The sequence below is a fragment of the Paenibacillus sp. FSL R10-2788 genome (assembly GCF_038003885.1).
Taxonomy (GTDB): domain Bacteria; phylum Bacillota; class Bacilli; order Paenibacillales; family Paenibacillaceae; genus Paenibacillus_AQ; species Paenibacillus_AQ odorifer.
In genome coordinates this window covers 1,753,846-1,774,065 of record NZ_JBBOQA010000001.1, presented here as the reverse complement: position 1 = coordinate 1,774,065, position 20,220 = coordinate 1,753,846, and the positions used below count along the sequence as shown (strand labels likewise).

Sequence of the window (20,220 nt, the reverse complement as noted above, 5' to 3'; positions counted from 1 at the left end):
ACCGCCTATAGCATCTAAGAAGCTTATAGTTGTTACTGTGCTGTGACTTTAGCGCGAGCGGCTTTCCACTTGTCGTTCAGGTCTTTCATGATGTCATCATAGGATTCTTTTCTGTTGCCAATCGCTGCTTCAATAATCCGTTTCTTGAAGTCTGGCTGCCAAGCACCGATCTCAGCTTGTTTGTCGATTTCATCAGACCAGCCTTCTTCACCAGCTTTAGCAGGAGCAAGAGTATCAAAGGTTACATCTGTACCTTCATATTGTTTCAGGATTTCTGGAAGCTCTGCACCGATAGCCGGGCTCATACCGCCGCCTTCAGTTGTAGGGTAATTAGATTCGTTGATGAACCAATCCACCCAAGCTCTAGCAGCTTCTTTGTTCTTACTGTGAATGCTGACACCCAGATTGTAGTCACCAGCAAGCGGCACAAGGATTTTATCCGCATTGGTTGGGAAAGGCATAAATCCAACATCGTCTGGATTTGTAGCCAGGCCTTTGATTTGGCCAATCGCCCAAGATCCAAGCACCATAGTCCCAATTTTTCCGTTGGCTAGATCAGCTTTGGAAGATTCCCAGTCTGTTGTAGTTGGATCTTCTTCAATCAAACCTTTTTGTGCTGCATCGTACAGAATTTTGTACAATTCATAGTGTGGTTGACCCGCTACATAGTTGTCGTCGCTAGCCACTTGAGCAATGTTCACATAATCACGGTCACCAGCTACTGTAGCCAGATCCGCTTCCCATTGTGTCAATGTCCAGCCTGCTGCGTAATTTGTGTAAAGAGGAACAGCTTGTGTTTTGTCTTTAATAGTCTGCAGAGCATTCAAGAATTGTTCAGGGGTTTTGGGAACCTCTGTAATTCCGGCATCTTTGAAGACTTGTTTGTTATAGATAATGCCGTTAAAGTTGATGGTCATCGGAATACCATAGGCAACTCCGTCTACTGCACGTTCTTCCAGCCCTGTGTATTGTTTGCTCATTTCTTCAAGCTTGCCAAGGGGTTCGAAGAAATCAGGAATATCTTTTACAGCTATGCTAGTAGGTAACAAAAGAACGTCGCCATAATCACTAGTGCTCATACGAATTTTAATTTGGTCTTCGTAAGTAGCGAGCGCTTCAAAGTTCACCTTTACATCAGGATATTTCTCATTGAATTTAGCCGCATACTCTTTGAATACGGTATCAACAATATCTGTTCTTTGCGTTATGACTGTGATATCCCCTTTGATATCCTTGGCTGCTGTACCATCGGCTGGAGCAGTTGCCTCTGCTGAAGAACCATTGTTTCCTGTGTTTTTAGCAGCTTCATTGTTAGTGTTGTTGTTTGAGGAACAACCGCTAAACAATCCCGCCACAAGTGTTAGTGCCATCAAGCCCATCATTGTTTTGCCTTTTTTCATGCTGTTACGACCCCTCTCTTCAATTCAACTCTAGTTTTAGGTAAATAACAAATATAATAACTTTTATCATCACTTATAACTTGAAAGAGTAGTCATTAATACCGGATTATCTGAATTACTCTTAAAAACAAGTGATGATATCGCTTACAAACCCATTATAAATCTATTTTCGACGCAAAACGATGGTTTCAATTGCTTTTTCTGGTCTTATATTTGTTATTTTTGTTTTACTTATAATAATTTTGTTATCTAATTTATAAAAATATCTACAAAAAAAGAGAGCTTTTCGCCCTCCTAATAAATAGCTTCCTATATATGCCTAAAACTCTCGTTCAATTTTCGGGAATTTACAGCCGCTTTTATAATCCTTAGGTGTCATACCACACATTTTCTTGAACAATTTATTAAAATATACCGGATCGCTATAACCCACCTTCTCGGCAATTTCATAATTCTTCAGGTCAGGATGCTCCATTAGCAGTTCCTTAGCTTTAGAAATTCTAATCCGAATCAGATAGTCTGTGATCGTCTGCCCCGTCTTTAATTTGAACAAACGGCTGAGATAACTCGCATTCATGCCCACCATTTCCGCTAGGCGTTCTAGCTCGAAGTTCTGATCATACTCTCTCTCCAGAATGCTTTTTGTCTGCTCAACTACATAATGTTCCCCACCATCCGCAGCTTGTGAGAAAATCTCCTCATGCTCCGTCACGTTCTTTTTCTTTACATCCTCTACTCTCTTAAGCAGCTCATATAGCTGAGTCTTATCAATCGGTTTAAGCAAATAATCCATCACCCCATGGCGGATCGCTCGACGGGCATATTCAAATTCACTAAAACCGCTAAGGACAGCAATAGGTATATCCTCCATATGGTCTCTAACCTGTTCAATCAGCTTAAAACCATCCATTCTAGGCATTTTGATATCTGTAATAAGCAGATCTATATCCTCTCGGGATAACTTTTCTAAATGTTCCCAGGCTTCCAACCCGTTTCCGTAAGATCCAATTACATGTACGTCTATTTCCATTCTGGATGTGATTTTTTCGAGCCCCCTGCGAATGACTTCCTCGTCGTCCGCAATCATAACATTTATCATTTAAGTAATTCCCTCCAGTTGTATCCGCCAGTTATTATGATTGCGCTATCATCACGAATAGTATCTCCCCATGCATTACGTCAATGTACGATTGCGCCCTTTTATAGTCTTATATTTACTATAACTAAAGTTATTCAAATTTCCCAGCTCCAACTACAAATTGTCCTTGAAATCATCTACGAAAAAGTATATAACTAAATTAAGTTGTTATTATAAACTAACAAAACAATAATAACTATCTAACAAAATTAAGTTTGCTAATTTATCTATTTCCATTTGTAAAGTGAGGATCCTCGATGATGTTAAACAACGAATACATTGCAGGCGTAACCTGGGGTTTCTCAGGTAGACGTGGTTCATGGACAACAAAAGAAGCTGAGTGTTCGCTGGAATTAATGTCCTCTGTCACCGGAGCGAACTGGACGGCCATTGCGCTCAGTGCGCTTCAAGCTACCGCTCATTCTACGGAAATTCCCTACTGGGAGGCTCCAACCGTTAGCGACGAAGAAGTGAAATGGGCTATCAGCAAAGCGAAGTCACTCCAGCTAAAAGTATGCCTGAAGCCGATTGTTAATTGTGCTGACGGAACTTGGCGTGCCCATATTAACTTTTTTGATAAGGATGTCCCTTGCGAGCCTAAATGGTCTGAGTGGTTCAGCTCTTATACTAAATTTATTCTGCACTATGCCGCTATCGCTGAGGAAACAGGCTGTGAAATGTTCTGTATTGGCTGTGAGCTTGTACAGACGGATAGACGCGAAGCCGAATGGCGTTCGCTTATTGCCGAGGTGCGGAAGGTCTACTCAGGTATTCTTACTTATAATTGCGATAAGTATCAGGAGGATAACGTAACCTGGTGGGATGCGCTCGATGTGATTTCTTCAAGTGGGTATTATCCAGCTAGTGATTGGGAGGCTCAGCTCGACCGGATTGAGCAAGTGGTGAGCTCAAAGAATAAGCCGTTCTTTTTCATGGAAGCGGGTTGCCCAAGCCGGAGCGGGAGCGCTGCGATTCCCAATGATTGGACCTTAAAGGGCGAACCAAGTCAAGAAGAACAAAGTAAATTCTATCAGGCAATGTTTCAAGGCTGTGAGCACAGAGATTGGGTTCAGGGCTTTATGCTCTGGGATTGGCCTACTCATCTTTATCCAATTGAAGAAGCAGCACAGAATGATGATTACTGTATGTACGGTAAGCAAGCCGCTGGGATCATCAACGAATATTTCACCTCAAAAATCACCAAATAATGTGAGGAGTGACTGATTACAATGATTAATTCACCAGAATTATGGTTGACCCAACTTGAGGATGAGCTGCAGGATAATATTCTTAGTTTTTGGATGAAACAGACGAAGGACGAAGTAAACGGCGGTTTTGTAGGTGAGATCGACAATCAGCTGAACATTACTCCTAACGCAGAGAAAAGCCTTGTGCTTAATGCCCGGATCCTTTGGTCCTTTGCGAGCGCTTACCGGATCTACGGTAAACCGGAATATCTGGCGATGGCAGAACGTGCTTATACCTATCTGATGGAACACTTCATTGATAAAGAGTATGGCGGATTATACTGGATGGTGGATGCTGAGGGCAGACCTTCTCAAGAGAAAAAGCAGATCTATGGCCAATCCTTTGCTATCTACGGACTGGCTGAATTCTACCATGCGACCGGACGTCCAGAAGTCTTAGAGGATGCGATTCAATTATTCCAGCTCGTTGAGAAATACGGCTATGATTCTATTTATAAAGGTTATGTCGAAGCTTTATCACGGGAATGGCAAATCACTGATAACCTCAGTCTCAGCAGCAAGGATATGAATGAAAAAAAATCTATGAATACCCATCTGCATGTTCTGGAAGCGTATACCGGTCTCTATCGAGTATGGAAGTCGGAGGAGCTAAAGAGCACGCTAACCGAGCTTATCGAAACGATGCTGGATCATATCATTGATCAGAAAGGCCAGCATTTTCATCTTTTCTTAGATGAGGCATGGAATGTGAAATCAGATATTATCTCCTACGGACATGACATCGAAGGAAGCTGGCTGCTGGTGGAAGCTGCTGAAACCCTTGGAGAAGAGCAGCTGCTGCAGCGTGTGCGAACAGTCGCTGTCTCCATGGCAGAAGCCGTTCTTGCGGAAGGTATAGATAGCGATGGTGGGATATGGAATGAAGCTGACCCAAGCGGGCTGCTGAGCAAAGATAAAGATTGGTGGCCGCAAGCTGAGGCGGTTGTTGGATTCTATAATGCTTATCAGCTGACTGGTGACAGCAAATTTAATAAGGCTGCCCAAGCCTCCTGGACTTTTATCGATAAATACATGGTGGATCACAAGCTCGGTGAATGGTACTGGGGCGTGGACGAGAACCTTCAGCCCCTGCCTCACGGATCAAAGGTTAGCGCCTGGAAATGTCCTTATCATAACAGCAGAGCCTGCTTCGAAATGATCGCACGACTGAAATCAACTATAAAGGAGACTGTCTAATGTCATCATTATTCCAAGAACGCAAACAACAATTAACAGAACGTTATGAAGCCCTGATCGCCCGCAAGAACGAAAAGCTTCCTTATGGAAACGGCATTTATGACCGTTATGCTCATCCACTGCTAACTGCTGAGCATGCGCCCTTAATCTGGCGTTATGATTTTAACCCAGACACCAACCCTTATTTTGCCGAAAGAATTGGCGTCAACGGCGTCTTCAACCCGGGTGCTATAGCACTGAACGGCAAATTCTATCTTGTTGCTCGCGTTGAAGGCAATGACCGCAAATCTTTTTTCGCTGTAGCAGAAAGCGACAATGGCGTAGACGGCTTCCGCTTCTGGGATCATCCAGTTGTGCTGCCTGAGACAGAAGTTCCTGATATCAACGTCTACGACATGCGCCTCGTAAGCCATGAAGATGGCTGGATCTACGGCCTCTTCTGTACAGAACGCAAAGATCCAGAAGCTCCACATGGTGACCTTTCTAGCGCAGTAGCACAGTGTGGTATTGTTCGCACCAAAGATCTGAAAACCTGGGAACGTCTGGCGGATCTCAAAACAGGCTCTGCTCAGCAGCGTAATGTCGTGCTCCACCCTGAATTTGTAGATGGAAAATACGCCTTCTACACTCGCCCACAAGATGGCTTTATCGATGCAGGTTCCGGTGGCGGTATCGGCTGGGGACTCTCGGATACAATTGAAGATGCCGTAATTACTAGTGAGACCATCATGGATGAACGCCACTACCATACCATCAAGGAAGTTAAAAACGGCCAAGGTCCGGCTCCAATCAAAACTGCAAAAGGCTGGCTGCATATTGCTCATGGTGTACGCAACACAGCTGCTGGACTCCGATACGTACTATATGCTTTCTTGTCTGATCTGGATGAGCCAAACAAAGTCACTCATTCACCTGGCGGTCATTTCATCGCACCAGATGGTGAAGAACGTGTCGGCGATGTCTCCAATGTCGTGTTCTGTAATGGCGTGATTGCACGTGATAACGGTGAAATCTATATTTACTACGCTTCCTCCGACACTCGTATCCACGTGGCTACAACTACCGTTGACCAAATGTTAGATTATGTGCTGAACACTCCAGAGGATCCACTTCGCTCTTACGCTTGTGTACAGCAACGTATTGCTCTTATTGACCGTAATTTAGCATTGTAAATAAGGTTTCATAAACCCTAGAAATCAACAGAGCAGCGATTCTCCTATTATTGGAGGATCGCTGCTCTGCGTTTTAATCATTCACTGTTTGCTTCAAGCGAATATCAATCATCTAAAGTATCTTAAGGACTCAGATGACGCTATTCACATATATTTAGCCTTTAAAGTATGTTTTCGGACTCCAACGACGCTATTCCCTGAAAAGAGGTCCATTTGGGGCGTTTTCTAGGACGATAACTGCTCTGGAGTCCGTTAGTATTGCAAATATCGGATAATACTGCATATAGGGTCAGCTGTGTCCGTTAGCAGGTTACTATGCGTATTTGATTGCGTATTTGATAGTATTTGCAGTTTGCCTTTTCGACACAAAAAGCCATTTACATGACGCACATCCATACTTTTCAACCCATTCATGAGTAATTCCTATAGATTAAGCTCAAAATAGCTCAGTAACCCCTAACCTCAAGGAGGCTGAGATATTAATGTTCAAACGTATGGATGAAATCATGATCGAGATTCCTGAAGTTGAGAAGCCCGATCCCAATGCTGCTGCCGCTGTTCAGGAATTGCTTGGCGGAAAGTTCGGAGAAATGTCGACCCTTAACAATTACCTCTTTCAATCCTTTAATTTCCGTTCAAAAGACAAACTGAAGCCCTTTTATGATTTGGTGATGAGCATAACAGCGGAAGAGCTTGGCCACGTCGAGCTGGTTTCTCATGCCATCAACAAATGTCTTCGAGGGTCAACAAGTTATAAAGAGCCCGATTCCACCCCTCTAGGGTCCGCAAAAGATGCGCGTCTATCCTATCACTTTCTGGCTGGTGCACAAGGGGCTATGCCTTTTGATTCAACGGGGAACCCGTGGACCGGAGCAAACGTATTTAATAGCGGCAACCTAGTGGAAGATCTGCTACATAACTTCTTCCTCGAATGCGGAGCCAGAACACATAAAATGAAGGTCTACGAAATGACAGACCATCCAGCTGCACGCGCTGTAGTCGGATTCCTTTTAGTCCGTGGTGGTGTCCACGTGGTCGCTTATGCCAAAGCAATCGAAGTGGCAACAGGTGTTAATGTAACTAAGCTCGTGCCGATTCCTTCGTTAAATAATAAATCATTCAGTGAAGCAAAAAAATATGAAGAAAAAGGCGTGCACACCAAGCTATACACCTGGAGTGAAAGTGACTTCGGCGCCATCGATCAGATTTGGAAGGGAACCCACCCGGAGGATAATCTTCCGCTTGAAGTCATTCAGGGAGCCCCTAAAGGTTTTCCGATCCCCGTTGCTCCGGCAGTCGAAGAGGAATTCGCTCCAGGAATCTCCCCCGAAGACTTTAAAGAAATTGCCAAACGCCTCAAAATGGCTGGAAATATTACAGACTAATATTCATAGTGAATCTGGTGAGGAAGTTACTTACAATCTTCCTTACCGTAGATTCACTTTTTTTAATTGTACAAACTGCGGAACTCCTCCTCAAGCATGGACATCAGAATCATGTTATGAAACTCTCCGTCTACATAAAGAGCATCCCGCTCCACACCATCGCGTTGAAAACCAAGCTTCTCATAGACATGAACGGCTCTGGGGTTAAAAGTATATACGCCGAGATGGATGCGGTGCAGCTTCAAAGTTTCAAAGCCATATCGTAGCATTTGAGTCATAGCTTCAGTACCGTAACCCTTACCCCGATGTTCATGTCCACAAATGCCGATTCGGATATTTGCACTACGATTGTCCGGATCTATTTCATTTAGTACCACTTCTCCAATGAGCTCACCCGTGTCCTTTACTATAATCATAAGATCTACACGATCCTCGGCTGGAACACTAATCTTACGAATCCAAGCTGCTGTTTGCTCACGGGAGAAATCTCCTTGTGATCCTGTTAATTGCCCCATCTCAACATCAAGCAAAAAATTATAATAAGCCTCCAGATCGGATACTTGTACACCTCGTAGTTGAATCTGTTCGCCTTCAATCCTTGGCATGACAACTGGTTCTGTCATAGCTAAACTCCCCCTTACTCAAGCAAATCACAACATAGTTCTAGTCTCGCGGCTTATCCACAGAATCACGATGAACAATGTCCGCTGCGATAAGAATTTTCTCAAGCGGCGCAGAAGGATTATGAATACGGCTCAGAAGTTTCTCCACTGCGGCTCGGCCCATCGCTTCTTTAGGAACATGAACAGTTGTAAGCGGTGGAACTCCTCTTAAGGCATCCTCAATATTATCAAAGCCTGTAACTGAGATATCCTCCGGAATATTAAACCCTTCTTCCTTAAGAATGTCACTGACCGAAAGGGCTGTGGAGTCGTTAGCGCAGACCAAGGCTGTCGGGAGTGTTTTGGCTTTTTTACGCTTATTCACCCAGCTTTTAAAATCCTCCTGAAATAAGTCTTCCTCCACCCCTTCCAGAAAAAGATTCGCATCATCTTCCAAAGGCAGTCTTATTCCGCTCTCCTCCAGCGCACTCCGGAAGCCAATCCACCTGTCGCGGAAACTGCGTGAGAATCCAATATTGCCGATAAAATGCATTTGGGTATGGCCTGTTCCCATCAAATGATTCGTAAGTCGAGCCATGGAATCCACATTATTCGCAAACACGGTATCACTTGGAATTAGCGGATCTTCATGGTCAATCAACACCATCGGCAGACCAATACGATGCACCTCAAGCAGTAAGGAAGTAGAGATTTGTCCCACACCTACTAAGCCAAGGATTCCATTTGGATTCAAAATATTGACGAAATTATCCGCACGATTCTCAGAGATAATGACCATCCCAAGCCCTTCCTGATCCAGCGCAATAGCAATACCATCCACAATTTTCCCCCAATACAGGGAATCCTGCGTCTGAGAACGAATATTCGGCATTAACACCAGCACGGATTGCTTATTCCGATCACCGCCACCTACCGGAGGGGTGCGTTTTATGCCTTGGACAAAAGCATTCTTTTGCGTAAAATAACCCAGCTGCGATGCCGCTTGAATCACTCGTTCTCTTGTCGTCTCATTAACGCCGCCTTTACCCGAAAGTGACTTGGAAACAACGAATTTGGATACGCCGAGATGATCAGCGATTTTTTGCATAGTGACCTTTTTAGCCATATATAACCCTCCAGAGAATGTCATCAAATTTATGTAGTACTAACTTTAAGGCTGAGAAGTTTCTGATGTTCCTGCCCGCGCTTCCTTCCATTTTGCATTCAATTCGTCAAAAGCCTTTTGTAAATCAGGCGCAGCCAGTAACTCCTGAATGTAATCCCCGGACCAAAAGGACAGCTTGGCTCTATTCGCCAGATCGATGAACGCATCACTTTGTACGGTAGCATCAAGTAGCTTAGGCTTATAAGATAAAAACTCACGGTACTGCGACATAGAGGAATTCAAGCTTCCATCAGCCGGAAGGAATCCCCAGTCATCCCGATAGGAAGTCTCCTTTACAAAAAAATTCAACCACGCCATAGCAAGCTCTTTGTTCTTGGTGTATTTACTAACCCCCATGAACCAATCTGGATTGATCGGTGCATAATGAGTGCTGCCATTATCATAAGGAAACGGGAAGAATCCTATATCATCCGGGTCAGCCCCCACATCAAGGACTTGTCCAATCGTCCAATTCCCCAGTAAATACATTCCTGCTTGACCTTTAGCTAGCCTAGTCTTTGATATCTCCCAATTGTTCGAGAATAGTTCATCTTCTACGTAGCCTTTACCAATTAAGGTTCGAGCAATGGAAATTGATTTCCCCCACTCATTATCAAGCTGCCATGGGCTATCCTCATTTACCATATTATTTAGATACTCTGGATTGCCTGTCATATAGTTAACCAGACTGTTCCCCCATTCACGTAAAGGCCAGACGGCTCCATAATTCATATATAGGGGGATAATACCCGCTTGTTTTAATTTCGCACAAGCTTCGTAGAATTCATCCAGTGTCTTCGGAACAGTAGTTATCCCTGCTTTTTCGAATGCCCTTTTATTATAGACAATCCCAACCGTAGTAGTCCCAGTGGACAGCCCATAACGTTTCCCGTTATACGTAGCAAAAGAGGTGAAACGCTCACTAGCAGCGATTTCTTCATCCAGCGGTTCGAAAAAATAATCCAGCTCCTTTGCCGGAAGATTCACCGGAAGCAGCAGTACATCACCGGCATCTTTCGTGGACAGCCGTACCAGAATATCCGTTGCATAATTGGACAAACCTTCAAATTCCACATTGGCTTCGGGGTATCTCTGTTTAAACTGGTCCGCGTATCCTTGAAAAGTTCCGTTCTCAATCAGATCTATTCGATTGGTCATCATGACTATGGTGCCGGACAAGTCAGACATCACCTCGTCTCCAACTGGAGGCGGAGTGGATTCCGCCTGCTTATTGTTATTGGCACAGCTACTACTCAATAACACCAAGAGAAGTAACAGTATGGTTCGCAAAGTCCATTCTAATTTCAACCCCTTCAACGGACAGCCCCCTCTTATTTCGTTACTCAGGTAAGCCAATCATTTCCGGCTCCAGTAATGGCAGCGACAAAATAACATCGGTCCCTCGTCCAAGCTCACTATATACCTGGATCCCAAATGCCGCTCCATAATGAAGACGCACTCGCTGCTGTACATTTTTCATGCCTATGCCCCCGTTAATGCTTTTCTTAGGAGGACTTTCGTTCTGCAGCCCATCATTCAATTTCTCCAAAGTCTTCTCATCCATTCCGATCCCGTCGTCTTTGATATGAAACAACAGCATTTGCTCTGTAATCTCACAGTGGATGCTTAAATGCATTTGCGGCTTATTATCATCTAAGCCATGATAAGCAGCATTCTCAATGATGGGCTGGAAGACCAGCTTGATAATAGAGTAATTATCTAACGCCTTCGGCACATCAATATCCAGCAAAAACCGGTTAGGATAACGATAGTTAAGCAGCTCGACATAATTACGCACATATCCAAGCTCTTGCTTCAATGTCGTATTACCGCTCAGATCACTTGTACTATACCGTAGCAGTTTGCCCAGAATAGAGATCATATCCGCAGCTTCGACATCATCATTCAGCTCGGCGGTCATTCGGATGGACTCCAGTGTGTTATAGATAAAATGAGGATTGATTTGACTCTGCAGCGCATGAAGCTCCGCTTCCTTTTTCTGTTCTTCTATGCGGTAGATATCCTGAATTAACTGCCTGATTCGGGCTAACATACGGTTGAATTGATGCCCCAGCAGACCAATTTCATCACGCCGCTTAACTCTGAACATCACATCCAGATCGCCGCCCTGAACTTTTTTCATCAATTGAATCATCTGAGTCAGAGACTTAGTAAGGGCAACGGAAAGAATAATCGAAATAATTAACGCCAGTACAATGATACTTAATGTAGCAGCAAGTGTTGTATTACGGGTCACCTTCACATCACGCATCAGTACATCAACAGGTATAGAGATAATTACCTTCCAATTGGTTTTGGCAGAACCAGAGTATATATTTAAGCGCTCTTTTCCGTTGACTGTATCATAGAAGCTTCCAGAAATTCCCCCAACTCTTTTGAACAAGTCTGAATCAGAAATATCTGTGGCCAGCAGCTTCTTGTCGCTGTCGTAGATGACCATTCCTTTCTCATCCACAATCAACGACTTCCCATGGGTGACTTTATCCAGCTCCGTAACTTGATTCTCCAAATTGCTAATATTCGCTTCAACCGCAATCAGCCCGATTGGATTTAACAAGCCATCCACGATTTTGCGAACAACGGTAAAAGCATATCGGGTGCTCTGCAGATTACTTGTATACGCCTGAGTACCGAACAATAATGCTTCTCCGCTGGAATCCTTAGTCTGCTGGCTCCAGTATTTATAGCTTTGCTCGAGATCGAGCCGTACGCCACCATCCTTCGCAGAATAATAACCATTTCCGTAAGCGTCAAAAATATAAACCGAGTTCGCGCCTCGCTTAATATTGTTAATAAACGAAATGTTGCCCTCTATCCCCCGTTGAATGGACAACAGTAGATCAAAATCACCGGGTGATAAAGTAGCACTCCCAGTTGCGCCTCCCATAATCTTTTTCTGCTCATGGTAGCGGTTTGAACGTATTAAATTAAGTTTGATATCATTCACATAGGCGGGCATAGATGAAATACGCTTCATATCTTCGATATAATCGTCTACTCCATCCATCATTTGATCGATTAACTTCTCAGAATAAGCAATAGTGTTCCCCTGAATAGATTCTGAGTAGCTCTTGAAGGTAAATACACTGATGAAGGATAACGGGAGGGTAATGATAATTAAAAAGACGAGGAGCAGCTTGCGTTCCATGCTCATGTCCCCGATAACGGACCACCAGCCAGAGATGCGTCTACCTTTCATTTGGTCCTTCTCCTTAATACTTTTTACCTAACTTGTTATTAAATTATAACAAATACCTAACAAAGTTATTATACGGTGTAGTTCTTCATTACACAACAACAAACCGCCTCTTCATGTTGAAGAAGCGGTTTTGTTAGGTAAACAATTTAGAGATTAGTGATGAATCCACTCATTTTATAGTGAATAATGACAGCTTGTCCTTCAATTGACCTGAAGCACTTTCCAGCTTGCCAGATAATGAAACGAGTTGATCACTTACATTTTGCTGTTCATTACTGAGTGAAGCTACTTCTTCGGAAGTTGCTGAAGACTGTTCTGCTACGGCGCTAACATTCCCCATAGCCTCTGACAACACACCTTGTGAATGATTCAGACTGCTAATCGCTGTTGTTACCGATTCTAAGCTTGTTATGAATTCATCCATCTGTCCTTTTACGGACAAGAAGATATCACTTGTACTCTTCACAGAGCTTACTTGTTCTTTAAACAGTGGTGCTACTTCGGATAATACAGCTTCCGTTTCGTTCATTTCCGCCATGATCTTATCCGTAATTCCAGCAACAAGGGCAATAGATTGCTTCGATTGGTCAGCAAGCTGCCGCACTTCACCCGCAACTACCATAAAGCCCTTACCAGCTTCTCCTGCACGAGCGGCTTCTATTGTCGCATTTAATGATAAAATATTCGTCTGCTGCGTGATACTCTTCATCACATCCAACACCTTAATTACGGAGAATACGGTCTCCTTCAGGTGGTTGACACGTTCGACAAGCGCACTTGTTTTTTCTCCAGTGCGGCTGGTCTGATCCAGCAGGTCCGTTAATTGCTTAGCACCTTGAGCACTAGCTTCACCAACCCCACGTGCTGCTTCATCCATCTCAGTGTTGGCATAAATCACAGTCTGCATTTGCGTAGCTATCACATCTGTAAGCTCATTACCACGTTCAGCTTCGAGCGCCAGGCTGCCTGCCCCACCGGCAATTTCTTCCGTAGCGGCTGCGATTTCCTTCGCAGAAATAGCTGTCTTACGTGAGGCTTCACCAAGCTCACCAGCGGTCTCCAGCACATCCCGAGCGGTTTCTGTCGTTTGCGATACAAGCTCAGTAATACGCTCCATCATCACGTTAAAGGAAGCTGACAGCTGGCCAATTTCATCCTTAGATACATATTCTGTACGTACACTAAGATCACCACCTGCACCTTGTACCATAAGATCCTTCAAGCGAGCTAGAGGACGAGCAATCATACGCACCATCCAAATCCCGATTACTATGGCTAGAAGAGCCGCGCCAGCAGCCGCAATAAAAGTAGTCAACAGAATCGGACGTGCTTCTTTCACTAGCTCATCTGTTGGGACTACCCCTGCCAACTTCCAATCCGCCCGGATCATTGGATTAAAGACAGCAAGGATTTCTTCCCCGTTTGTATCTTTTTCATCCAAACTCTTGTTATCTTTTTTACTTGCCTGAATAAAAGCAAACTCTGAAGGTTTACCATCGTCTTTTGAATCCGAAGAAGCTACTACGGTTCCATCAGGAGTGACAAGTTGAATTCGAGAGCCATCTCCCAGCTGGACACTTGCGAATGATTCCTCCAGCAATGTATTCTTCAACACAAGGATGACTATGTATCCTGTACCTGAGCCCAGGGTTTTGAGAGATCTTGCCATAGCAATATTTTTGTCTCCATCACCTTGAACAGCTGTAGAGAACCATATGTTCTTGGCCGCATCACCATCACCTTTAGAATAGTAGGATTCATAAGATGCAGTGTTGTCGACAATCTTCTTATACCATTCTTGTTCTCTAATGTTATCTAACTTAATGCCGCCACTGCCACTTGTAACAATGTCTTGATCAGGTGACTCCGGGATCAAAGAAACACTAAGAATATTAGAATCCGTTGTAATCTGACTGGACAACTTTTTACTTACTGCGCTTGTAGCTTCAAATTTCTCATAGGAAGATTGTGCAGTCACTAAAGACTTCAAATCTTCTTGCATCTGCGCATCAAAATAAAGCTGTAAAGCCAAGTTCTCGTACTGCTTCAAAGTAATATCTAACTTCTCTGAGGTCTGAATAATAGTCTGACGGTAGGCTTCCGATACGTTGTTCTTAATTGTCTTCTTGGCTTTTGAATAAGATAGCAGTCCAAGTGCCATTACCACAATTACAATTGCACACAAAAATATCAGGAATATCTTCACGCCAACAGATTCCATAGGATTAACTCTTTTGATCTGTCCCCGTAAATCTATTCCATTCTTCAAATTAAACTTAGGTGTCTTGCCTGCCCCTTCAATCTTGCTTGTTTCCTTGTTTCCTGTAATCGCCGATTTCTTATTCTTTTTATTCATGCTAAACCTTCTCTCATTATGCTTTTCACTAATACTATCTTGATCAGGATCCCCCATCTTGATCACCTACCCGCTAATATTAGAATACGCATGAAAGCGTTAACCAATATATATATCGGCGTATTAGGTCTTTTTCCTTAGCTTTACGAGACTTTTTTTACAACTTTTAACCTATGTATGTTTAATCATAATAAATAGCTTGTTGGACCTCCTCCCTTGGATATATTTGTTAATCCCTAATATATATAACTTATTGTTCGCTTTGTCAAAAAGAAAAACAGGGAGGCTCTTGGATGACCAAAAGCTTCCCTGTTTTTTATTAAAACTTCTTCTTACGCATCATATCAAAGTATGCAACTGGTTGATCTACCTTCATGCGAATAGGTTGCAGTGGATGACGGGCGGCATCAAGCGAATTGCCTTTCTCATCCCATATTTCACCAACCGTTTGCTTGAAGAACGTATCGTTTGGTCCAAAGAATTCTACTTCCTGACCTGGCTTAAAGTGATTGCGCTGTTGAACTAGTGCCGTACCACTTTCAGCATCGTATTCAATTACAAGTCCGGCAAAATCATACGGAGCTGCTTTTTCTTCAGGCTCATAGATATGATCTTCATGATCCGGAGTATCATAGAAGAATCCTGTGTTTAGCGGACGGTTAGCCGCTTTGTTAAGCTCATCCAGCCATTCCTGCTTCAATTCATACCCTTCCGGATCTGCCATATAAGCATCAATGGCTTTACGATATGCATTTACGACAGTAGCCACATAGTGGATTGACTTCATTCGCCCTTCGATCTTGAAGCTGTCGATGCCCACTTCAATCAGTTCAGGTATACTTTCCAGCATACACAGATCCTTAGAACCCATGGAGAAGGGATTATCTCCTTGCTGATGCAGTGGAATCTGAGTTACACCTGGAAGCAGAGGAGCTGGAGATTTCGCTTCACCCTGCTCTTCCTCAGACACCCAAGTCCCTTCCGGACGTGCATCCTCAAACAAATCATATTTCCAACGGCAAGACTGGCAACAGCCCCCGCGATTGGAATCACGGTCGGTGAAATGGTTGGACAATACACAACGACCCGAATATGAGGAGCACATGGCACCATGGATGAAGCTTTCGATTTCAATGTCGACATGTTTTTTAATCTCAGCAATCTCTTCCAGGCTTGTCTCACGGCCCAAAACAACACGTGGAAGCCCCTCTTCTTTCCAGAAGGACACCGCTTGCCAGTTTAACGTAGACTGCTGTGTACTTAAATGTACTTCAAGTCCAGGCACTAACCGGCGTGCTGTATCTACAATGATTGGATCAGCTACGATAATGGCAGCAATGCCAGCTTCATATAAGTTACGCAGGTATTCTTCAATTCCCGCGACATCTTCATTGTGAGCATATATGTTTGTTGCAACAAATACCTTAGCGCCATATTTCTTGGCGAATTCAACACCTTCGCGCATTTCCTCGAAGCTGAAATTATCTGCGCCGGAACGCAAGCCGTATTGCTGTCCTCCAATATAAACAGCATTCGCACCATAGTGTACTGCGAACTTCAATTTTTCCAAATTACCAGCCGGAGCAAGGAGCTCCGGTTTGTCCAGACGGTAACGTTTGCCCTTATATTGCGGCTTTGTCATGGTTCCCATTCCTGTTCTCCCCTCCATCGCCCACAAAGCTAAGTCACATGCTATAAATGCTGTCCTAATCTTCGTGGGGACCTATAACCTCTTTATTTTTGTCAAACTTAATATACTTGCTCTTTATAGAAAAATCCGAAGCTTAACTCCCGTTCAGGGTCCTGCACCGCTCTGATTACATCCATCCATTCCTCATCGAAGGCATAACCTTCCGGATCAGCCGCATAAAGATCTATAGCTTTACGATAAGTCTTCACAACCGTCACATTATACGCTATCGATTTCAAGAGTCCCTCAATCTTAAGGCTGTGTATACCTGCAGCCATCAGAATATGCAGATCCTCCAAAATACAAATATCATCCGAGCTCATAATATGAGTGCCGTTCTCGTCTTCATAAATCGGGAATTTCTGGTCATCTCGTTCTTCCTCAATCAGAAATAGTCCGCGTTCCTTCCCGAGACTTCCTCCATCACTAGGACGGCCTTGATGTGACATATAGCTTTCAACAAGCTTCCGCTTGGAATGGTATATATTAGTCATTCCATGAACCTGCACCTGTGCCTCAATCTCCAAAAGCGGAACCATTTCCGTCATTTCATCCATATTCAGCTCACGGGCCAGCACGACACGAGAAGCCCCCTTGCGTCCCCAATAATTCGCGGTCGCATAGTTGGTGGAAGTCATTTCCGCATTCCAGTGCAGCTTCATTACTGGCGCTTCTTTCTTCACTGTGGTTAACACAGCTGGATCCCCGAATTCAACACCATCAATGCCAAGCTCACCTAAAGCCTTCACATAGTCAGGAAGCTCATCCAGCAGACGGTTAGACATCAGCCCACCCAAGCTTGCATACACTTTGCAGCCTCGCGAATGCGCCATTTCTACGACAGTCGCTGTATCCTCCAGAGAGAAATGTCCAGCAAGCCGCATCCCGAAACGGTCATCCCCAATGAGCAGCGCATCTGCTCCGGCATCCAGCAGAGCAGCAGCTTCCTCTAAGGACGCTGCCGTCACCAGCAATTCCGGTTTGTTAGTCATGTTGTACCTCCTACTTGTACAGTTATTTCAACCGCACCACTCTTCATTTTAATAGTTTACTTCGATTCTTGCTTGCTTTTTTCGATATTGGCTAAATGTTCCTTGTAGGTCTTAGCAAACAAATGGCCCTGTGTACCATCTTTTTTGGTCACATAGAAATAATATTCAGAAGCTTCTGGTTCGAGTGCCGCCTGAATGGACTCCAGCCCCGGATTACTAATAGGTCCCGGAGGAAGTCCAATATTCTTATACGTATTATATGGATTATCAACTTCTAAATCTTTATACAAAAGTCTTTCCTTCTGCTTATTAAGTAAATATTGAACGGTAGCGTCAATCTCCAGCTTCTGTTCTTTCTCTAGGCGGTTATAAATAACCCCAGCCACAAGCGGACGTTCACTATCCACCACAACTTCCCGCTCTACCAGCGAGGCTACGGTTAACAGTTCATGCAGAGACAATCCACGCGTTTCTAGCTTTTGCTGCCAGTCGGGAATCGTATCCAGCTTCTTCTGGAACTGATCCAAAAGTGCTTCTACAACTTCCTGGGGCGTGCTATCCTTGGCCAGTTCATAGGTTTCGGGAAATAAATATCCTTCAAGACGGTGGCGAAGATTCTTATCCTGCGGGATACCCAGAATATCAATCCCCTTCAAACCTGCACCAGTATCCATAATTTCAAGAAAAGTAGCCGCATCCTGATTCCAAGCTTCAGCGAGCTTCTTAGCGATCTGCTCAGCAGTATATCCTTCGGGGATGGTAAAGACCACAGTTTCTTCCTTAACTACATCACCTGCATTTAATCTCGCAATGAGTTCATCATAGCTGTCACCCGGCTTAGCGATATAAGTACCTGCTTTGAAGCTAGAACCTTCTTTAGTCCATTTCAAATATCCCTTAAAAAAAAGACTCTTACGGATAATGCCATTCTGCTCAAGCAGATCAGCAATCTCCGCACTTCCCATGCCCTTCTCTATCGTAAATGTTACAGCAGGACCTGCAGGCTCTACCGGCTGCATCCCGTTCCAAATGTACCATGCTCCCCCACCTCCTGCTGCTGCCAGCAAAAGAATAATGATTAACACAGTACGGATTGCGGATTTCAAGTCTGGTTCCTCACTTTCCGACTATAAAGTATAAAAGTGTATTGCCTAAAATTCAATATATATTTCCTTAAATTGATGTTTATACAGGATATTGCTCGCATTTCAAGCAAAAAGAGCGCGGAATTCTCCGCCCTCTTCCGTGCCCATCATAAATGTAACGTACATGTTTAAGATTTATTCAGCGCCATCTGCTGGAAAAGTCATCTCATCGTATAGCTCAGAGATGTCTTCCCACTCTTCATCGTCCATAATGCTCTCCAATTCCGGAAGTCCGTCAGAAGAGACAACGATACGCAGGATTTCATACTCCACGTCTTTGCCAGAGCCTTTCAGCACCGCATATCCGCGATCACCGACTTCAAATTCGGCGATAATATCGTAAATGGAAGATTTGCCTTGCTCATCTTCCAGTTCTACAGTTTCTCCGTATGCTTCTTTAAGCCGTGAAGTCCACACCGCTTGATCAGCGGATATCTCAGTCATTCTCCGATCCTCCGTCCAACTCGTCGACCAGTGTGTTGAAAGTCTCTTCGACAATCGCCCACTCCTCATCATTATCGATCATGAACAATTGAAGATCGTCGCCTTCTTCCACATAACGGAACGCGTATACCTCATCGGTTTCCTCGTCCTCGGAGTCTAGCGGAACCACCATCATATACTTAGCGTCCGAGCCATCAACCTCAAACTTCATAATGACCTCGAATTCCTCTTCATTACCTTCCTCATCGGGAATATAGATAATTTCCGGTTCTTCCTCTTGGCCAATCTGTTCGTTTGTCATATCCTCGCACCCCTCACCTTTTACTGTTAGCATCCAAAAAATTTTGCAAAATCAGGGCTGCAGCCATTTTATCCACAATCCCCTTGCGTTTCTTCCGGCTGACGTCCCCTTCAATCAGCACCCGCTCTGCGGATACCGTCGTCAGACGCTCATCCCAAAGGTGTACGGGCATTTCTAACTCTTCCCGTAGCTTATCAGCGAACTCAATACAGATTTCGCCCCGGGGTCCTACTGAGCCGTTCATATTCTTCGGCAGACCAACTACAATCTCTCCAATTTCGTGCTCTGCAACAAGTTCACGAATGCGTTCGAACTCATTACCCGTACCTCGGCGCTCAATCGTTTCAAGAGCTTGTGCCGTCCAGCCAAAAACATCGCTTGTGGCTACACCGATTCTACGGTCGCCGTAATCTAAACCTAACTTTTTCTTCATTTCGGATTGTCCACCCTGTGATTGACGAGATAGAATCTAACCAGCTCTTCAATCAGCTCATCACGTTCTTTTCTCCGGACCAAACTTCTCGCATTGTTATGGCGCGGAATGTAAGCCGGATCTCCGGAAAGAAGATACCCTACGATCTGATTGATCGGATGATACTCTTTCTCCACCAGTGCATCGTATACTGCTAGCAATATTTCCTGGGGAGAAGCTTCCTTTTCGTCGCCCTTCACATTGAATTTGACCGTTTTGTCCATGGAGTCCATTTGTGACACCTTCCTTCTGCAAAATCGCCTTTTGGGACGGCTTCGCAAAGTTGCTACTGTG

18 protein-coding genes are annotated in these 20,220 nt (G+C 44.1%); 4 read left to right on the top strand and 14 right to left on the bottom strand.

The genetic code is table 11. From position 1 onward, the window contains the following. Positions 1-32: 32 nt before the first annotated feature. Together NSQ50_RS07740 and NSQ50_RS07735 are read right to left on the bottom strand one after the other, a co-directional pair. Positions 33-1,400 (bottom strand): ABC transporter substrate-binding protein, encoded by a 1,368-nt coding sequence (locus NSQ50_RS07740; protein ID WP_036675558.1) that lies wholly within the window; start codon positions 1,398-1,400, stop codon positions 33-35. 319 nt (positions 1,401-1,719) lie between these two features. Next, positions 1,720-2,499, bottom strand: a complete 780-nt coding sequence (locus NSQ50_RS07735; RefSeq protein WP_036675560.1) for a response regulator transcription factor — start codon at positions 2,497-2,499, stop codon at positions 1,720-1,722. A 296-nt stretch (positions 2,500-2,795) separates the two neighbouring features. Between NSQ50_RS07735 and NSQ50_RS07730 the strand changes: the two genes are divergently transcribed. The 4 genes from NSQ50_RS07730 to NSQ50_RS07715 all read left to right on the top strand — a co-directional run bounded on the left by NSQ50_RS07730 (position 2,796) and on the right by NSQ50_RS07715 (position 7,539). Next, positions 2,796-3,746 carry a glycoside hydrolase family 113 gene (locus NSQ50_RS07730; RefSeq protein WP_076224448.1) on the top strand — a complete coding sequence of 317 codons (951 nt, stop codon included), beginning with the start codon at positions 2,796-2,798 and terminating at the stop codon, positions 3,744-3,746. 21 nt (positions 3,747-3,767) lie between these two features. Continuing rightward, positions 3,768-4,982: an AGE family epimerase/isomerase gene (locus tag NSQ50_RS07725; protein WP_076224450.1), complete on the top strand. Its 1,215-nt coding sequence runs from the start codon at positions 3,768-3,770 to the stop codon at positions 4,980-4,982. Beyond that, complete coding sequence (locus NSQ50_RS07720) at positions 4,982-6,154, top strand: glycoside hydrolase family 130 protein (RefSeq protein ID WP_076224452.1); 1,173 nt, start codon at positions 4,982-4,984, stop codon at positions 6,152-6,154. The genes NSQ50_RS07725 and NSQ50_RS07720 overlap by 1 nt, the downstream gene beginning before the upstream one ends. A gap of 482 nt (positions 6,155-6,636) precedes the next feature. After that, a complete protein-coding gene (locus NSQ50_RS07715) occupies positions 6,637-7,539 on the top strand; it encodes a manganese catalase family protein (protein WP_036675571.1) in 903 nt (300 codons plus the stop codon). Positions 7,540-7,601: 62 nt separating this feature from the next. Here NSQ50_RS07715 and NSQ50_RS07710 read toward each other — a convergent pair whose 3' ends face one another. The 12 genes from NSQ50_RS07710 to NSQ50_RS07655 form a co-directional block, all read right to left on the bottom strand. Then, complete coding sequence (locus NSQ50_RS07710; RefSeq protein WP_036675574.1) at positions 7,602-8,162, bottom strand: GNAT family N-acetyltransferase; 561 nt, start codon at positions 8,160-8,162, stop codon at positions 7,602-7,604. Positions 8,163-8,202: 40 nt separating this feature from the next. Next, on the bottom strand, positions 8,203-9,267 hold the full coding sequence (locus NSQ50_RS07705; protein ID WP_076224454.1) for a LacI family DNA-binding transcriptional regulator: 1,065 nt from the start codon (positions 9,265-9,267) through the stop codon (positions 8,203-8,205). Between the two features lie 45 nt (positions 9,268-9,312). After that, entirely contained in the window at positions 9,313-10,623 is a 1,311-nt protein-coding gene (locus NSQ50_RS07700) for an ABC transporter substrate-binding protein (RefSeq protein ID WP_081386949.1), read from the bottom strand. A gap of 22 nt (positions 10,624-10,645) precedes the next feature. Next, a complete protein-coding gene (locus tag NSQ50_RS07695; protein WP_036675579.1) occupies positions 10,646-12,526 on the bottom strand; it encodes a cache domain-containing sensor histidine kinase in 1,881 nt (626 codons plus the stop codon). Positions 12,527-12,695: 169 nt separating this feature from the next. Then, positions 12,696-14,882, bottom strand: coding sequence for a methyl-accepting chemotaxis protein (locus NSQ50_RS07690; protein WP_235219364.1), 2,187 nt, complete (start codon positions 14,880-14,882; stop codon positions 12,696-12,698). Between the two features lie 319 nt (positions 14,883-15,201). After that, complete coding sequence (locus NSQ50_RS07685) at positions 15,202-16,533, bottom strand: peptidase U32 family protein (RefSeq protein ID WP_076224456.1); 1,332 nt, start codon at positions 16,531-16,533, stop codon at positions 15,202-15,204. A gap of 98 nt (positions 16,534-16,631) precedes the next feature. Next, positions 16,632-17,564, bottom strand: a complete 933-nt coding sequence (locus NSQ50_RS07680) for a peptidase U32 family protein (RefSeq protein ID WP_076224458.1) — start codon at positions 17,562-17,564, stop codon at positions 16,632-16,634. A gap of 56 nt (positions 17,565-17,620) precedes the next feature. Then, the gene (gene mltG / locus NSQ50_RS07675) at positions 17,621-18,670 is read right to left on the bottom strand and encodes an endolytic transglycosylase MltG (RefSeq protein ID WP_256717073.1); all 1,050 of its coding nucleotides are present in this window, start codon (positions 18,668-18,670) and stop codon (positions 17,621-17,623) included. Positions 18,671-18,844: 174 nt separating this feature from the next. After that, positions 18,845-19,153 (bottom strand): DUF1292 domain-containing protein, encoded by a 309-nt coding sequence (locus tag NSQ50_RS07670; RefSeq protein WP_076104918.1) that lies wholly within the window; start codon positions 19,151-19,153, stop codon positions 18,845-18,847. Then, a complete protein-coding gene (locus tag NSQ50_RS07665) occupies positions 19,146-19,454 on the bottom strand; it encodes a DUF1292 domain-containing protein (protein ID WP_038569507.1) in 309 nt (102 codons plus the stop codon). The genes NSQ50_RS07670 and NSQ50_RS07665 overlap by 8 nt, the downstream gene beginning before the upstream one ends. Positions 19,455-19,467: 13 nt before the next feature. Then, positions 19,468-19,887, bottom strand: coding sequence for a Holliday junction resolvase RuvX (gene ruvX, locus NSQ50_RS07660; protein WP_036675598.1), 420 nt, complete (start codon positions 19,885-19,887; stop codon positions 19,468-19,470). After that, positions 19,884-20,159: an IreB family regulatory phosphoprotein gene (locus NSQ50_RS07655; protein WP_036675601.1), complete on the bottom strand. Its 276-nt coding sequence runs from the start codon at positions 20,157-20,159 to the stop codon at positions 19,884-19,886. The genes ruvX and NSQ50_RS07655 overlap by 4 nt, the downstream gene beginning before the upstream one ends. Positions 20,160-20,220: the final 61 nt, after the last annotated feature.

Coding starts and splice junctions, on each gene's coding strand:
- NSQ50_RS07740 (WP_036675558.1), bottom strand. CDS start 1,400: ATGAAAAAAGGCAAAACAATGATGGGCTTGATGGCACTAACACTTGTG.
- NSQ50_RS07735 (WP_036675560.1), bottom strand. CDS start 2,499: ATGATAAATGTTATGATTGCGGACGACGAGGAAGTCATTCGCAGGGGG.
- NSQ50_RS07730 (WP_076224448.1), top strand. CDS start 2,796: ATGATGTTAAACAACGAATACATTGCAGGCGTAACCTGGGGTTTCTCA.
- NSQ50_RS07725 (WP_076224450.1), top strand. CDS start 3,768: ATGATTAATTCACCAGAATTATGGTTGACCCAACTTGAGGATGAGCTG.
- NSQ50_RS07720 (WP_076224452.1), top strand. CDS start 4,982: ATGTCATCATTATTCCAAGAACGCAAACAACAATTAACAGAACGTTAT.
- NSQ50_RS07715 (WP_036675571.1), top strand. CDS start 6,637: ATGTTCAAACGTATGGATGAAATCATGATCGAGATTCCTGAAGTTGAG.
- NSQ50_RS07710 (WP_036675574.1), bottom strand. CDS start 8,162: ATGACAGAACCAGTTGTCATGCCAAGGATTGAAGGCGAACAGATTCAA.
- NSQ50_RS07705 (WP_076224454.1), bottom strand. CDS start 9,267: ATGGCTAAAAAGGTCACTATGCAAAAAATCGCTGATCATCTCGGCGTA.
- NSQ50_RS07695 (WP_036675579.1), bottom strand. CDS start 12,526: ATGAAAGGTAGACGCATCTCTGGCTGGTGGTCCGTTATCGGGGACATG.
- NSQ50_RS07690 (WP_235219364.1), bottom strand. CDS start 14,882: ATGAATAAAAAGAATAAGAAATCGGCGATTACAGGAAACAAGGAAACA.
- NSQ50_RS07685 (WP_076224456.1), bottom strand. CDS start 16,533: ATGGGAACCATGACAAAGCCGCAATATAAGGGCAAACGTTACCGTCTG.
- NSQ50_RS07680 (WP_076224458.1), bottom strand. CDS start 17,564: ATGACTAACAAACCGGAATTGCTGGTGACGGCAGCGTCCTTAGAGGAA.
- NSQ50_RS07670 (WP_076104918.1), bottom strand. CDS start 19,153: ATGACTGAGATATCCGCTGATCAAGCGGTGTGGACTTCACGGCTTAAA.
- NSQ50_RS07665 (WP_038569507.1), bottom strand. CDS start 19,454: ATGACAAACGAACAGATTGGCCAAGAGGAAGAACCGGAAATTATCTAT.
- ruvX (WP_036675598.1), bottom strand. CDS start 19,887: ATGAAGAAAAAGTTAGGTTTAGATTACGGCGACCGTAGAATCGGTGTA.
- NSQ50_RS07655 (WP_036675601.1), bottom strand. CDS start 20,159: ATGGACTCCATGGACAAAACGGTCAAATTCAATGTGAAGGGCGACGAA.